Source organism: Bradyrhizobium sp. Ken51, assembly GCF_055807435.1.
The window spans coordinates 1-14,154 of record NZ_JBVVPB010000046.1 but is presented as its reverse complement, the minus strand read 5'-3'; the positions used below and the strand labels follow the sequence as shown (position 1 = coordinate 14,154).

15 protein-coding genes and 1 pseudogene are annotated in these 14,154 nt (G+C 60.3%); 11 read left to right on the top strand and 5 right to left on the bottom strand.

Translation table 11 applies throughout. The annotated features are described in order from the left end of the window. Window positions 1-3 precede the first annotated feature (3 nt). From AC0L27_RS37655 to AC0L27_RS37640, 4 genes are read left to right on the top strand one after another with little or no spacing between them, the layout of a single operon-like run. On the top strand, window positions 4-213 hold the full coding sequence (locus tag AC0L27_RS37655) for a twin-arginine translocation signal domain-containing protein (RefSeq protein ID WP_247523795.1): 210 nt from the start codon (window positions 4-6) through the stop codon (window positions 211-213). A gap of 12 nt (window positions 214-225) precedes the next feature. Next, entirely contained in the window at window positions 226-3,174 is a 2,949-nt protein-coding gene (locus tag AC0L27_RS37650) for a formate dehydrogenase subunit alpha (RefSeq protein WP_473322835.1), read from the top strand. Between the two features lie 12 nt (window positions 3,175-3,186). Continuing rightward, window positions 3,187-3,783: a formate dehydrogenase FDH3 subunit beta gene (fdh3B, locus tag AC0L27_RS37645; protein ID WP_007592757.1), complete on the top strand. Its 597-nt coding sequence runs from the start codon at window positions 3,187-3,189 to the stop codon at window positions 3,781-3,783. A gap of 39 nt (window positions 3,784-3,822) precedes the next feature. Continuing rightward, on the top strand, window positions 3,823-4,824 hold the full coding sequence (locus tag AC0L27_RS37640; protein WP_247523797.1) for a formate dehydrogenase subunit gamma: 1,002 nt from the start codon (window positions 3,823-3,825) through the stop codon (window positions 4,822-4,824). A gap of 35 nt (window positions 4,825-4,859) precedes the next feature. On the opposite strand, the gene AC0L27_RS37635 is transcribed toward AC0L27_RS37640, so the two are convergent. Together AC0L27_RS37635 and AC0L27_RS37630 are read right to left on the bottom strand one after the other, a co-directional pair. Continuing rightward, on the bottom strand, window positions 4,860-5,063 hold the full coding sequence (locus AC0L27_RS37635) for a hypothetical protein (RefSeq protein WP_247523798.1): 204 nt from the start codon (window positions 5,061-5,063) through the stop codon (window positions 4,860-4,862). A 507-nt stretch (window positions 5,064-5,570) separates the two neighbouring features. Continuing rightward, window positions 5,571-6,050: a Spy/CpxP family protein refolding chaperone gene (locus AC0L27_RS37630; protein ID WP_473322828.1), complete on the bottom strand. Its 480-nt coding sequence runs from the start codon at window positions 6,048-6,050 to the stop codon at window positions 5,571-5,573. Window positions 6,051-6,109: 59 nt separating this feature from the next. Between AC0L27_RS37630 and AC0L27_RS37625 the strand changes: the two genes are divergently transcribed. Further along, the gene (locus AC0L27_RS37625; protein ID WP_473322826.1) at window positions 6,110-6,406 is read left to right on the top strand and encodes a hypothetical protein; all 297 of its coding nucleotides are present in this window, start codon (window positions 6,110-6,112) and stop codon (window positions 6,404-6,406) included. An 11-nt stretch (window positions 6,407-6,417) separates the two neighbouring features. Here the strand turns inward: AC0L27_RS37625 and AC0L27_RS37620 are convergent, their stop codons facing one another. Next, window positions 6,418-6,852 (bottom strand): DUF411 domain-containing protein, encoded by a 435-nt coding sequence (locus AC0L27_RS37620; protein WP_473322898.1) that lies wholly within the window; start codon window positions 6,850-6,852, stop codon window positions 6,418-6,420. Window positions 6,853-6,911: 59 nt separating this feature from the next. Between AC0L27_RS37620 and AC0L27_RS37615 the strand changes: the two genes are divergently transcribed. The 6 genes and pseudogenes from AC0L27_RS37615 (at window position 6,912) to AC0L27_RS37590 (ending at window position 13,238) form a co-directional block, all read left to right on the top strand. Beyond that, on the top strand, window positions 6,912-7,883 hold the full coding sequence (locus AC0L27_RS37615; protein ID WP_473322821.1) for a sulfotransferase: 972 nt from the start codon (window positions 6,912-6,914) through the stop codon (window positions 7,881-7,883). Between the two features lie 75 nt (window positions 7,884-7,958). Then, on the top strand, window positions 7,959-8,297 hold the full coding sequence (gene tnpB, locus AC0L27_RS37610; protein WP_473322818.1) for an IS66 family insertion sequence element accessory protein TnpB: 339 nt from the start codon (window positions 7,959-7,961) through the stop codon (window positions 8,295-8,297). Between the two features lie 114 nt (window positions 8,298-8,411). Further along, window positions 8,412-9,986: pseudogene (gene tnpC, locus AC0L27_RS37605) on the top strand (IS66 family transposase). 1,110 nt (window positions 9,987-11,096) lie between these two features. Next, window positions 11,097-11,306, top strand: a complete 210-nt coding sequence (locus AC0L27_RS37600; protein WP_473322814.1) for a hypothetical protein — start codon at window positions 11,097-11,099, stop codon at window positions 11,304-11,306. A gap of 721 nt (window positions 11,307-12,027) precedes the next feature. Then, window positions 12,028-12,612, top strand: coding sequence for a hypothetical protein (locus AC0L27_RS37595; protein WP_473322811.1), 585 nt, complete (start codon window positions 12,028-12,030; stop codon window positions 12,610-12,612). 254 nt (window positions 12,613-12,866) lie between these two features. After that, on the top strand, window positions 12,867-13,238 hold the full coding sequence (locus AC0L27_RS37590; protein ID WP_473322809.1) for a hypothetical protein: 372 nt from the start codon (window positions 12,867-12,869) through the stop codon (window positions 13,236-13,238). Between the two features lie 172 nt (window positions 13,239-13,410). Here AC0L27_RS37590 and AC0L27_RS37585 read toward each other — a convergent pair whose 3' ends face one another. Further along, complete coding sequence (locus AC0L27_RS37585; protein ID WP_473322807.1) at window positions 13,411-13,572, bottom strand: hypothetical protein; 162 nt, start codon at window positions 13,570-13,572, stop codon at window positions 13,411-13,413. Between the two features lie 80 nt (window positions 13,573-13,652). Continuing rightward, window positions 13,653-13,844: a hypothetical protein gene (locus AC0L27_RS37580; RefSeq protein ID WP_473322805.1), complete on the bottom strand. Its 192-nt coding sequence runs from the start codon at window positions 13,842-13,844 to the stop codon at window positions 13,653-13,655. Window positions 13,845-14,154 lie beyond the last annotated feature (310 nt).

Below are 14,154 nucleotides of genomic sequence, written 5' to 3'. Positions count from 1 at the left end.
GCGATGAGCGATGAAAAGAAAGCGATCGTCGGACGGCGCGACTTCCTCCGCAAAGTTGGCATCGGCACGGTAGGCGCTGGCGCCACGCTGGCGACGCCACTCGTCGGCTCCGCGCAGGCCGACAGCGAGAATAACGATGAGAAGCGTAAGGCGCGCTACAAGGAATCCGATCACGTGAAGGCCTATTACCGCGTCAATCGCTATCCCGCCTAAGGGAGGCTGCCCGTGCTTATCAAGCGAACACAAGAGCATTCCGGATCCGGCCGCCGCGGCTCGGTCGCGGACACCATGGCAAGGCAGACCGGCGGTCTCGATCGCCGCACCTTCCTGCGCCGGTCCGGTGTTGCGGGTGGCGCGCTCGCGGCACTCGGGACCATGCCGATTTCCGGCGTGCGCAAGGCGGAAGCGGCCGTGGCGGGTCCGCTGACCGCTGGGGCCACCGTCAAGAAGAGCATCTGTACGCATTGTTCGGTCGGATGCACCGTGACCGCGGAGGTGTTGAACGGGGTCTGGATCGGCCAGGAGCCGAGCTGGGATTCCCCCATCAATCGAGGATCTCATTGCGCGAAGGGAGCTTCCGTACGCGAGCTGGTGCACAGCGAGCGGCGTTTGCGCTATCCGATGAAGCTCCTAAACGGGCAATGGACGCGCGTCTCCTGGGAGACTGCGATCAACGAGATCGGCGACAAGATCATCGAAGTTCGCGAAAAATCGGGGCCCGATTCCGTATATTGGCTCGGCTCGGCCAAAATGACCAATGAGGGCGCATATTTGTTCCGCAAGCTCGGGGCGTTCTGGGGCACCAACAACACCGACCATCAGGCACGCATCTGCCATTCGACCACCGTCACCGGCGTCGCCAATACCTGGGGCTACGGCGCGATGACCAATAGCTACAACGATATTCGCAATGCCAAGACTCAGATGATCATGGGCGGCAATCCGGCCGAGGCGCATCCGGTTTCGTTGCAGCATCTGCTCGAAGGCAAGGAGCTGCAAAAGGCCAACTTCATCGTCATCGACCCACGCATGACGCGCACCGCAGCGCACGCCACGGAATATGTGCGGATGCGTCCGGGCACAGACATTCCAGTGCTCTACGGCATGATGTGGCACATTCTCCAGAACGGCTGGGAGGACAAGGAGTTCATCAGGCAGCGTGTCTACGGGTTCGACGATCTCCGCAAGGAGGTGGAGAAATGGAATCCGGAAGAGGTCGAGCGCGTCGCCGGCATCCCCGGCGAACAGCTCAAGCGGGTCGCGAAGATGTTCGCCACCGAGAAGCCGTCGACGTTGATCTGGGCCATGGGCCAGACTCAGAAGACCGTCGGCACCGCCAATGTGAGGGCGAGCTGCATCCTGCTGCTGTTGACCGGCAATGTGGGCGGGCCCGGCATGGGTGCCAACATCTTCCGCGGCCACGACAATGTGCAGGGCGCGACTGATGTCGGGCTCGATATCGTGACGTTGCCGTTCTACTACGGTCTCGCCGAAGGTGCGTGGAAGCACTGGTCGCGGGTTTGGGACGTTGATTACGAGTTCTTGAAGTCGCGCTTCGATTCCAAGCAGATCATGGAGACTCCCGGCATTCCGCTGACTCGCTGGTTCGAGGCGGTGACGCTGCCGAAAGATCAGGTCGCTCAGAAGGACAACGTACGGGCAGTGTTCGTTCAGGGGCACGCCAGCAACAGCATCACGCGCATTCCGGAGTCTCTCAACGGCCTGAAGGCGCTAGACCTGCTTGTCATTGCCGACCCGCATCCCACGACGTGGGCGTCATTGGCGGTCGAGGCCGGCCGCAAGGATGGCGTCTACATTCTCCCCGTGGCCACGCAATTCGAGTGCAAGGGATCGCGCGTTGCCTCGAACCGCTCGCTGCAATGGGGCGAGCAGATCGTCAAACCGATCTTCGAATCCAAGGACGATCTCGAGGTCATTTATCTTGTGGCCAAGAAACTTGGATTCGCAGACCAGATGTTCAAGAAGATCAAGGTCGAGAACAATCTGCCTGAAGCAGAGGATGTGCTGCGCGAAATGAATCGCGGCAGCTGGTCGACCGGCTATTGCGGGCAATCGCCTGAGCGGCTCAAGGCGCACATGAAGAACCAGGCGAAGTTCGACATGCTGACGATGCGTGCCCCAAAGGACGATCCCGAGGTCGGCGGTGATTATTATGGCCTGCCGTGGCCGTGCTGGGGCTCACCGGACGTCCGGCATCCGGGCACGCCGCTGCTCTACAACACCAATCTCGCGGTGATGGATGGCGGCGGCACGTTCCGGCCGCGCTTCGGTATCGAACGCGAGGAGAAGCTGCCAGACGGGTCCACGCGCAAGGTCAGCCTGCTGGCCGACAAATCGTACTCTAAGGATTCCGAGATCCAGGACGGCTATCCCGAATTCACGCTGGCGAGCCTGAAGAAGCTTGGCTGGGACACGGATCTCACCGAAGCGGACCTGGCCACGATCATGAAGATCAATCCGACCAATCCGGATTCGGTGTCCTGGTCGCTCGATCTCTCAGGGGGCATCCAGCGGGTCGCGCTCAAACACGGCTGCGTGCCGTACGGCAACGGCAAGGCACGCATGAACGCCTTCGGCCTTCCCGATCCGATTCCGGTCCATCGTGAGCCGATCTACACGCCACGTGTCGATCTTGTCGAGAAATATCCGACGACGCCCGATGCCAAGCAGTTTCGCATGCCCAACATCGGCTTCTCGGTGCAGAAGGCTGCTGTGGAGAAGGGGATTGCCAAGCAGTTCCCGCTCATCCTCTCGTCGGGCCGTCTGGTCGAGTATGAGGGAGGTGGGGAGGAGACGCGTACCAATCCGTGGCTTGCCGAACTACAGCAGGACATGTTCATCGAAATCAACCCGGCCGATGCTGCTGATCGCGGCGTCAAGGATGGCGGCTGGGTCTGGGTCACCGGTGCAGAGAACAATTCCAGAGCGAGGATGAAAGCGCTCGTCACCGAGCGTGTCGGCAAGGGCGTCGCCTGGATGCCCTTCCATTTCGGCGGCTGGCTGGCAGGGAAGGATCTTCGCAGCGCCTATCCGAAGGGGACCGATCCGATCGTTCTCGGCGAAAGCGCGAACACCATCACGACCTACGGATATGATCCCGCGACGGGCATGCAGGAACCGAAGGTCACTCTTTGTCAGATCGCGGCGGCATAAGGAGCAACGACGATGGCCCGTATGAAATTCCTCTGCGACGCCGACCGTTGCATCGAGTGCAATGCCTGCGTCACCGCCTGCAAGAACGAGCATGAGGTGCCTTGGGGTATCAACCGGCGCCGCGTGGTCACCATAAATGATGGCAAGCCAGGCGAGCGTTCGATCTCGATGGCCTGTATGCACTGCACCGACGCGCCCTGCGCAGCCGTGTGCCCCGTGAACTGTTTCTACACCACCGCAGATGGCGTGGTGCTGCACTCCAAGGACCTCTGCATCGGCTGCGGCTATTGCTTCTACGCCTGTCCGTTCGGCGCGCCGCAATATCCCAAGGTCGGGAACTTCGGCTCACGCGGCAAGATGGACAAATGCACCTACTGCGCCGGCGGGCCCGAGGCCGATGGCAGCAAGGAGGAATACGAGAAGTACGGCGCGAACCGGCTGGCGGAGGGCAAGTTGCCGCTGTGTGCCGAAATGTGTTCGACGAAGTCATTGCTCGCCGGCGACGGGGAGATCATCGCCCAGATCTACAAGGAACGCGTGATGAAGCGCGGCTACGGCTCCGGCGCGTGGGGCTGGAAGACCGCGTATCGCGAGACGATCGAGTCCTGACGCGGACGACAGTCAAGGACGCGATACCGGGAGGCGCAGATGGCGTCATTTGGAAGACTCATTCGCCTGGCATTTGGCGCATGCGCGCTGCTTCTGGTGATCATGGCGGCTCCAGCGAGCACCCAGCAGGTCAACCCGACCGCAAGCTCCGTCAAGGAGCAGCAGTTGCTGCAGGAGCTGAACCGAATCCAGGGCCGTGTCAGCATTCCGGATCAGAGATCGGGCGTGCTTGAGCAGCCACAGGGACGCGAATGGCGGGAGTTTCGCAATGTCACGCTGCGCTGGATCGGCGGCGTCGCGATTATCGGCATGCTGGCTTTGCTCGTGATCTTCTATCTCACCCGTGGCATGGTGCGGCTTGAAAGCGGGCGGTCGGGGCGCACCATCGTGCGCTTCACGCTGTTTGAGCGCTTCGTGCATTGGATGACGGCGACCTGCTTCATCATCCTCGCCATCTCGGGTCTGAACATCACCTTCGGGCGGCCGTTGTTATTGCCGTTGATCGGTTTTGAAGCGTTCTCCGAATGGTCACAATGGGCGAAGTATGCCCACAACTATCTGAGTTTCCCGTTCACCGTCGGCGTCGTCCTGATCTTCCTGATGTGGATCGCGGGAAATCTCCCGAACAAAGTGGACGTCGCCTGGATCAAGCGGGGAGGGGGCATTGTCGGCCATGATCATCCACCGGCCTATCGCTTCAACGCCGGCCAGAAGATGATTTACTGGATCGTCGTAATCGGGGGCGGCCTCGTTGCGGCGACGGGATACGAGCTGATGTTCCCGTTCTACATCAGCGGCATTGAAGGCATGCAGATGGCCCAGATCATCCACTCCGTGGTGGCCGTGCTATTCGTGGCCGCAATGATAGCGCATATCTACATCGGCACGATCGGGATGGAGGGGGCTTTCGAGGCCATGGGTTCGGGTGAGGTCGACCTCAACTGGGCACGCGAACATCATAGCCTCTGGCTCGACGAACAGAGTGGGCGAACCGGGCCGAACGATCAAAAGCCGCAACCAGTGACCGCTGCGGCGGAATGAGGGGGAGCGGCTGAAGAGGGCCGGTCAGGTGTGCGCTATTGCGTGCGCCCTCTGGCAAACAGAACGGACCGGTCCTCGATCTCCTGCTCGGCCAGCGTGCTCGCCTGGGCTGTCTGCAGCTCTGGAATGTTTGGCATGCCGCTCTGTGCAGAGTGAAGAAGTGCATGCGGTCTGAGCACGCTGGTCGCCGCCCCGATGACGAGCAGGGCCGTGACGAGCGAAAGCATAAGGCGTTTCATTCGACATCTCCGTCCGGTGTTGTATCCGCCAAGACGGAGTAAGCTCTAATTCGTCCCGGTGATGTGAGCCGCCTCACATCCTCCAAGCCTTTTTCGGGTTCCGACAACTGAATGAAGGTCGGGCAGTCCTCGCTGGTTTGCGCCGCCAATCGAGATGTTATGGGCCGCGCGCGTATTCCGGAGCTTTGAATGGCCGAAGGTCCAAGAATGGAAGACACCTGCGAGTTACGGATTGGCATCGCCATCTCGTCGTGCCTCACGTCGCAATCATGGCGGACGGATAGCAAGATGCGGGGCGCTCCGAGACGAACGCTAAATAAGACAAACGAACGCCTCCTAAGGAAAGTCGGCCGGGCTGGACTCGATGACGGTAAACCATTGATTTTCATGATCTTTATTGATTCGCATAACCTTCATTATGGAATATATTCCTATAATTTGGAGGAAGCTGGCACGGGCTGAATGTCGTCCGCGTTTGAATCGTCACTGAGACGCTGCTTGATTTTGTCACTGCTCTACTGATGCGAATGGACCGGCGCCGGCGCCCTGCTGCGACATCATCGAGCCGCGCATCTCTCCCAACGTTTTGGCGTTGGTCCGCAGCGCGTCGGCGAACGCGTTGCAGGCGGGCTGCTGCGCCTCGGTGATCTTGAGTTCGGTGCGCAGGAACGCGACCCGGCCCTCGATGTGATCGATCGTCTCCATTCCGATTCCGTCGCCGGACTGCCGCATCATCTCCATCATCTTCGCCATGTCCATCATGGGCATCTTCCCGCCCATCATTCCGCCGCCATTAATGCTCAGAGAGCTGGCAGGCCCCCGCTGGTCTGCCTTTGGCGTGGCCTGCTCTCGCTTCTGGTCCGGATGATGCCCTTCGTGCTCCGCGGCCGATTGGGCCCAGGCGGCGTGCCCGAGCGTCGTGACGAGTAGTGCGGCGGCAAAGGTCATAGCACGCATGGCAAGCTCCTGATGGTGGGTGGCGGCCACTTAGGATGAGTCCTTTCTGCCGCCGGCCGCTTGTGCCATCATGCACCGGGAGAACAGACATGGTCACCAGAACGCTGATTGCCGTCGTAGCCGCCGCCGCGTTCGCTGTGCCCGCGATGGCGCAGAGCACGGATAAGGAAAAGAAAGGTCACCACTATAGCGGCGGCCCGAAGACCGAAGTCCCTCATCACATGGGTAAGAAGGAGACCACCGTAGGCGTCTCCAAGGATCCCGCGTCCGGGAGCCATCACTACACTGGAGGTCCGGCCTCCTCGACACCGCACCACACGACAAGGACAAGTGATGTTGAGCTGCGCCGGTCTGCGGCGGCTTTCGGTCGTGAACCGGCGCGCTAGGTAAGAGGGAATCAGCCGATCACCTTTTTGCCTACGAAGCGCGTGAATGGCCTGGGCCCGTCCGCTCCGAACGACATGACGGCATAGGGCTGAGGCCGCCCCCCTTCCATGCCGGGCGATCCGATCGGCATACCAGGCACCGCGAGACCCCTGACGGGCGTCCGCTCGGAAAGCAGTCGCCGGATGGCTGCCGCGGGCACGTGGCCTTCGATGATGTAACCATTCACTTCCGCCGTGTGACAAGCCGTCAACTCCGGCGGAACGCCGAGTCGCGTCCGGACCGAAACAAGATCCGCTGTTTCCTCTACCCGCACCGTGAACCCGGCGTCGCGCAGATGCTGCACCCAGCCTGAGCAGCAGCCGCAGTTCGGATCCTTGTGCACCGAAATAGCGACTTCGTCTGCATTTGCGGTGACGGTGGATGCCCGCACTGCCAACGCTGCCATGAAGCCCATAAACGATCGACGTGTGATCGGATTTGCGCCATGTCTCATAGCGCTACTGGATGGCCGTTGATTTTCTGGATTCGCTTTATCCTGAAGCCCTGCATATCGTTCTGATGCGGAATCCGTATGCTATTGCTGCCTCACTAAAATCCACGTGGGGTATTCCGCTTCTGTCTGAAACCTGCGTCCCGGCGAGCGCGCCATATCTTGCTGATCTCGTTCTTGGCCTTCCTGTGCTTGCGGCGAGGCGCAATCGGCCAAACACGGAGATGGTCCGCTACGAGTCGCTGGTGGAGCAACCCGGTGAGGAAGTCCAGCGTATAATCAATGCTCTCGGCTACGATCCGACCGGCATCACAACGATGACGATCGGAACGACCGATTATCTAAAATCCAGCATTTTTGGCGACCGCAAGATCCTCGACAAGAAAACAGTTGACCATCGTTCAGTCCATGCATGGCGAACCGAACTGAGCGTCCAAGAGATGCAGGCCGTGAACGACATGGTGGGTGCGGAAATGCTCATCGAGCTTGGTTACGACCAGGACTTTCGGTGGGCACGAGAAGCCGGCGTAGTCGATGGCGGCGGGTCTGTAACCGATCGGCATCGCCAAATATTTCAAACCTGGTGGAATCTACGCAGTGACCGGGCGGCAGCGGCTGGTGCCGGCGAACTTCCCTACTCGCAACGGGGATATCTAGCATCGCAAGACGAGACGGAGAGCTCTGCGTCGAGCTCCGGTCTGTCCGTAATGGAGACCGCGCATCTTCTGGCCGAGTCCGAGGTGGAGCGGGCGCTCCGCCTCGCTACTACGATAGCAGGCGGATTGCGAGGGGAGTTAGCGGCTTCGGAAGCGGATCGGATTGCTCGGCTGGAAGTCATTCATGAACGCAATGCCGCGATCTCGACCCTCCACAATGAAGTCGCGCGGCTGGAGCAAGCATTCGCGACCATCAACGGCACGTGCTCTGGAAAAGATCGCAGCACGAGGGTTGAACGTTTCCACCGTCATCGACGTTGGTGCCTCTAACGGCCGGGGCTCGGATGCGGATCACGGGCGCGGTTGACGCGGCGACGCTGAGCGCAGTCGTGGCGGCGCTGACTGATGGACGGCCACGATGATCCCGTGCCGGCCCGGGTGCGGGTATGGCTCGCGACCGGCTATACCGACATGCGGAAGGGCTTTCGGTCGCTGGTGTTGCAGGCTCAGGAGATCCTGCATCGCGACCCGCTTGGCGGCCACCTGTTTTGCTTCCGCGGTCGTCGCGGCAATCTTTTGAAGGTGATCTGGCATGACGGCCAGGGCGCCTGTCTGTTCACGAAGCGCCTGGAGCGGGGGCGCTTCATCTGGCCGAGCCCGGCCGAGGGTGTGGTGACGATCTCGTCGGCGCAACTCGGTTATCTCTCGTCCGGGATCGACTGGCGGCGCCCACAAGAGACGTGACGGCCGACATCGGTAGGATGAGGCTTTGAGCTTGCGGATCGTGATGGATGTGATTCCATCATCGTTGTGACCACATCTGAATCTCTCCCCACCGATCTGGCCGCCGCGCATGCGATGATCTTCGCGGAGCGCGCCGCGCGCCTTCAGCGGAAGCGGTCGCGGCGAGCGCCAAAGCGGAAGCTGCCGACGCGAAGGCGGCCGAGGCCCTGATCAGCTACTCAAGCTCGAGATCGAGAAGCTGCGTCGCCAGATTTATGGCAGCCGCTCGGAGCGCAAGGCACGTCTCCTGGAACAGATGGAGCTTGAGCTCGAAGAGTTGGAAGCAACCGCAACCGAAGACGAGCTGGCGGCCCGAGAGGGCGTCGGCTCAGACACAGGCCGTCAGGTCCTTCCAGCGCAAGCGGCCGTCGCGCAAACCGTTCCCGACCATTTGCTGCGCGAGCGGGTCGTGGTCGCCGCACCGGAGAGCTGCCCTTGCTGCGGCTCATCGAAGCTATCAAAGCTGGGCGAGGACATCACCGAGACGCTGGAGGTCGTTCCCCGGTCATGGAAGGTGATCCAGACCGTGCGGGAGAAGTTCTCGTGCCGGGACTGCGAGACGATCACCCAGCCGCCAGCGCCTTTCCACGTGACGCCGCGCGGCTTTGCCGGGCCGAACCTGCTGGCAATGATCCTGTTCGAGAAGTTCGGCCAGCATCAGCCCTTGAACCGGCAGAGCGAGCGCTACGCCCGGGAGCGGATCGATCTGAGCCTGTCGACAATGGCCGACCAGGTCGGCGCCTGCGCGACGGCCCTGCAGCCGCTTTATGGGCTGATCGAGCGCCACGTCTTGGCCGCCGAGCAGTTGCACGGCGATGACACCACGGTGCCGATCCTCGTGAAGGGGCATATCTGGACCTATGTCCGCGACGACCGGCCGTTTGGTGGCCGGGCGCCGCCAGCGGCCCTCTATTATGCCTCACGCGACCGACGGCAAGAGCATCCCACACGGCATCTCCAAAGCTTCACCGGCATCCTGCAGGCCGACGCCTATAGCGGCTATAATGAGCTGTATGACGCTTCGCGCGCGCAGGGCGGATCACGCCCGCACACTGTTGGGCCCATGCCAGGCGGCAGTTCTTCGAGCTGGCGGATATCGCCGCCAATGCGAGGCGAGACAGGAACGCCGCGGCGATCTCGCCGATTGCCTTGGAGGCGGTCAAGCGCATCGATGCGCTATTCTATATTGAGCGTGGCATCAACCGCCAAAGTGCCGAAGAGCGGCTGCGGGTGCGCAACGAACAAAGCGCCCCGCTTGTGATTGCATTGGAAGCATGGCTGCGCGAGCAGCGTGCCCGGCTGTCGAACTCCTCATCGGTCGCCAAGCCAATCGATTACATGCTGCGCCGCTGGGACCGGTTCGCCGGCTTCGTCAACAACGGACGGATCTGCCTGACAAACAATGCGGCGGAGCGCGCGCTGCGCGGCTTTGCCCTGGGCCGCAAGTCCTGGCTCTTCGCCGGCTCCGAACGCGGTGCCGACCGCGCCGCCGTCATGGCGACGCTGATCATGACGGCAAAGCTCAATGACCTCGATCCGCAAGCCTGGCTGGCGGACGTCCTGGCCCGCATCGCCAGCACCCGGCAAGGTCGGCTCAATGAGCTGCTGCCTTGGGAATGGAAGAGAATCCCCGTTCAGTCTGCGGCCTAATCGGGCCACCGCGCCACGCCATCGTCCCGCGGGGCCCTCACCGGACGCTTACAGCATAACGCCGTCGGCTTTAAATGATCGGGGGCCGGCGACTTCCAGCCCGGGAGGGTCATTGCAAAGTCCCCGATGCCCCATTCACACAGCGTGCCAAGGTTCATGTGCGATGGCGGAACAGCCTTTGGAACCATCTGGGGCCGCCCTGTTTGCACCCGCTGAGCGATGGCCGCAGGTTGTTGTGCCAAAGCTTCGAACCTGACGCCCTTCCGCATGCGTGCGGATTAACCAAAGGAAAGAGGGCCGACTGAGGCGGCCTTCCGTTACGAGGGCGAGCAGCACCGCCCGATGAGTTAGCGAGGACTTGGCGTAGCCTCGTGGTCGTAATCTCGGCAAATCAAACAGGTGGACCATTATAGGTCCCGACTCCTGCCTGACCAGTTCAGACCTGAATCGCAGAATGCGCGCCCCGGAATTCGATCGACTTGGATGCTGGTCATGCCCACTCTCCGAAGAAGAAGACGAAGAAAGAGAGTAGCTTCCCGTTGTTGCGACCGACTACAAAGATTCGAAAGACGTGAGGGTCAAAACGGGCACGCTTTGGGGTCAACGGCGACGTCGGCTGACGCCAAGTTGCGTCGATCTCAAGTGAACGTGCAGCCGAGCCGTTGCAAGGTGCGCTGTGGGTCAAAACGCGAAGCGCAGAGCGCGAGCAGGTCTTAGTCGGCTATTCTTACTGAACAGGCAGTCAGCGAAAGATGTAGCTATATCGCCTCCGGGCCAGGTGCATCGCCGCCCACGGTGGATGTGTCGGCGCTGCTGTGCACGAGCAACCACACGGGCGAATCCGTGAAGGGGGCGGCTGCCGCTTCCTTCTCGATTCTGCCCCCAATCAACAACATCCGAAACACATCGTGACTGAAGTAATCGCATACGGAGCAATTTGACGGCGGCCGGGGCTTGCTTCAGTTCGTTCCGTATCCGGAACGAACTGAAGGAAAGTCGCTGGCGTTGCAGATTTACAACCCGCACAGCCGACCGAAATACTAAGCTCGGCCATTGAGACAACCGAAACATATTTCATTCTTAGTTCAATACGGTCAGCGGGGACGAACGATGTTTGATGTCTATCGCAATGACAGACGCGGCTTGCTCGTTCTAAGTACAGGCTCTGCCGTACCTGCACTTTACTCTGCACACACCTGGCGAAAGAGCAGAAAACGAGTCCTCAAGGTTAGCAACGAAATTAAGTCAGCTGTTCAGGCACAAGGCTATTACATCCGCAGCCTGCGGGCCACTAAGGAACGAATGGTCTACGTCAAGTAGGTCGGCGGCCGGTGTTCCCCATTTGCAAATCTCTATGAGATAGAAGGCGACATCCGAGGGCGACCACTCGGTATGCTCGAAGGAAACGTGGCCTTTTCCGATCGAAGTCCCACCAAATAGCGCAGCCCATGCACTGGTGATGGTATTCGGTCGCTAAAGCATCGATCGTCGCCCCGCAGTACATCGCGTCGGACCCCCTGCGCGCGACCGCGCGAGGATTCCAATGTTCAGGAGGTCGAAGAGCTCGGAGGCCCTCAGCTTCAGGCGCTTGGGGACCTGGTACTCTTTATAAAGCGGTGGATATGACATGGCGGTCCCGGCTTTCGAGGGAAGCCGGCCACGGGCAAACGGTGTCTGTCAAATTGTGGGCGCTACGAGTATTAGAGGCGTGAAAAATGAAGCGATTGCAGGGGGCCGTGCGATGTTCGTTTTGTCTGGTGCTTGTTCCGAATCACTGCAGCTTCATTCGCTGCTTCACGCTCGGTGTTCGAAGCTCGCAAAACGCGGCTGCTTACCGCCTCAGGACAGGGAAGGCATCTCTAGGGATCGGCGATCGAGGTCCTTTCAGAATAGGTTGCCGTCGCACAGCACCCCCCGATGCGCTTGCCCTTAGTCAGACCGGCCAATCCTTCAAATTTGAATGTATTCTTCGATCCATATTTAAAGTCGCTGCGCTACTGAAAACTCGCTTTGGTTGCAATAACCGTCTTAGAGCAAGTACATGATCGATGAACTTGAGCCGGGAGATTGGGGAATCGTCGCTGGAGCTGCCGCAATGGCGCTCGGCGCTTTCAGTCCGATCGTGAGCGTGCCTTTACTAGGCTCCCTCAACTATGTGATGGGCGGAAAGGGCGACGGGATATTTGTTGTCGGCGGGTCGATGGCAATTGTGTTGCTGGTGTTCTTAGGCTGCCGGCGAGTGACCGGCGTGATAGCTGGTGGCCTTCTGATCCTCATGGTCACCACGGTCGTTAGATTCTCGTCCGGGATGACTGCGATGCAGGCCGACACGATGCGCTCGGCGAAATCCAATCCAATTGGTGCCGGCATCACAAGGCTCCTTTTTCAATCAGTCGGCCTTGAATGGGGTTGGATGCTACTTTTTGGTGGTGCATTTACCGTAATAGTTTGCGCGCTTCTTCTCACCATGTCCCGGTCGCCCGAGACAAGATCTGCACCAGCACAAAGTTCAGTTGATCTCTCTTCCGCAGATCGGCTTATCGCCGAACATCTAGAGAGATCCAACCAGCCTCCTCAGAGCGCTCGGACGCAATCTTCAGGTTTCGGCAAGCGAGGGATAGTCTGACGCGAGCAAGACCGGTTTGTCGCGGCTTACGTCAGCATTCCTGTGTTTGAACCGCCTATTCGTGGGAGCAACAACAATCTTAGCCGCCAGCCGGTCGAGTTCAGGGTCCGCCAGCTTCCGCCGATCGGTGGCAGCCACTCACGCTTAAGCCATGCGTGAACCGGGCTTGCGCAAAGCCTTTAGTCGATTGGTGTAGCTACAGGGACTACAACCACGCTATGTCAAACGATGCAATGATTCGGACAGGAATATACGTGGCGGGGCATCTGTCGAAACTGATGGGGAGACTGGTGCTCTTTCCGAGTACGATTGTCACTGCGGAAGCACAGGTTCCAAACCAGATCATTCGGGACATGCTCGGGACTTTGCAAACGTTGCAGCGGCACGGCCCGGCAGGGCCTGCTCTGCCCGGCGCGATCGTTCCACAACCCAATATCTCCGCATCTAAGCCAACCATCAGCTGTACAAACGTACGATCACCTTTGGCGATGTTGCTTTGCAGCGATGGGGATGCCGCCAAAGCTGACTGGGACGTCAACGCCGCGACATGGGCGTGTTCGGGGACATTGAACGGCCCCGAACTAGCGGTTTCCAACAACAACAAACTGAATGGGTCCAATCTGTAGTCAGGACCGGCGAACTGGACATTTCGCTGCAGCACGCTCAACGCCAATGCGTTCTCGAAACCTAGCCCAAGTTTCACGCTTCCGCGCTCATCAACCTACGCGGCACCTCATTTCGAGGATTCGTGTCAGGATTGTCAATCGATTGAAACCCACTGTGCAGAAGTCAATAGGACTACCAACCACCGCGTTGCTTGCGCCCCTCGATCTCGCTGGCGAGCTTCTCGTACTCCTCGGCGAGCAGCAGCCACTGCTCCCGCTGTCGCTCATCCTTGGCCGTCTGCGCCATCTCGCGACATTCGGCCGCCTGCCTGCGAATATGATTGAGATCGCCCATGGCGGTCTCATAGCGTGCCGGCCTGGTGAATGGACCTGGGAAATTTCCCAGTAGCGAGCGCTTCGCGCTCCCGGTAAGGCCTAGCCCTGACCGCGTGGCCCGGGGAAGCGGACCACGTCTCCGTCCGCCGCTTGGATCACCACGGTCGCCATCGGCATCGGGTCGAACCCGAGATCCGCGACCGCGTCGGCGACGCCCTGACGATCCATCTCGGCGACGATCGCCTCGACGACGTTCATCAGCCTGACCAGGTCGGCGGCGCTCTCGGTCATGGATCATGCCCTCGGTGATACCGAGACCGATCGTACCACGCCTGCCGTGGGTAGCGAGCGCTCCGCGCTACCGACCCATCACCGCGTTGGTGTTGGTGACTAGCTCCGGCTGCTGTACGAGCAAGGCCGCGATGCCGACCAGAAGCAGCATCGAGGCGACCATGATGGCGACCACTTTTTGTCATCCATAGGAGCCAATGCCGGCCGCGGGGTCTCGTTCCCCATGGGTTTTGCACGTAGATCTTGACCCATGGCTGGAACGAGCATGCGCAAGCCTCGTCGCGTCTTTTGCCAACGGTGTCATCAAGGA

Excerpts from the sequence above, each read along its gene's own strand:
- AC0L27_RS37595 (WP_473322811.1), top strand. The coding sequence starts at position 12,028 with ATGATCGATGAACTTGAGCCGGGAGATTGGGGAATCGTCGCTGGAGCT.
- tnpB (WP_473322818.1), top strand. The coding sequence starts at position 7,959 with ATGGACGGCCACGATGATCCCGTGCCGGCCCGGGTGCGGGTATGGCTC.
- fdh3B (WP_007592757.1), top strand. The coding sequence starts at position 3,187 with ATGGCCCGTATGAAATTCCTCTGCGACGCCGACCGTTGCATCGAGTGC.
- AC0L27_RS37585 (WP_473322807.1), bottom strand. The coding sequence starts at position 13,572 with ATGGGCGATCTCAATCATATTCGCAGGCAGGCGGCCGAATGTCGCGAG.
- AC0L27_RS37635 (WP_247523798.1), bottom strand. The coding sequence starts at position 5,063 with ATGAAACGCCTTATGCTTTCGCTCGTCACGGCCCTGCTCGTCATCGGG.
- AC0L27_RS37655 (WP_247523795.1), top strand. The coding sequence starts at position 4 with ATGAGCGATGAAAAGAAAGCGATCGTCGGACGGCGCGACTTCCTCCGC.
- AC0L27_RS37625 (WP_473322826.1), top strand. The coding sequence starts at position 6,110 with ATGGTCACCAGAACGCTGATTGCCGTCGTAGCCGCCGCCGCGTTCGCT.
- AC0L27_RS37600 (WP_473322814.1), top strand. The coding sequence starts at position 11,097 with ATGTTTGATGTCTATCGCAATGACAGACGCGGCTTGCTCGTTCTAAGT.
- AC0L27_RS37615 (WP_473322821.1), top strand. The coding sequence starts at position 6,912 with ATGGCCGTTGATTTTCTGGATTCGCTTTATCCTGAAGCCCTGCATATC.
- AC0L27_RS37640 (WP_247523797.1), top strand. The coding sequence starts at position 3,823 with ATGGCGTCATTTGGAAGACTCATTCGCCTGGCATTTGGCGCATGCGCG.
- AC0L27_RS37620 (WP_473322898.1), bottom strand. The coding sequence starts at position 6,852 with ATGGCAGCGTTGGCAGTGCGGGCATCCACCGTCACCGCAAATGCAGAC.
- AC0L27_RS37580 (WP_473322805.1), bottom strand. The coding sequence starts at position 13,844 with ATGACCGAGAGCGCCGCCGACCTGGTCAGGCTGATGAACGTCGTCGAG.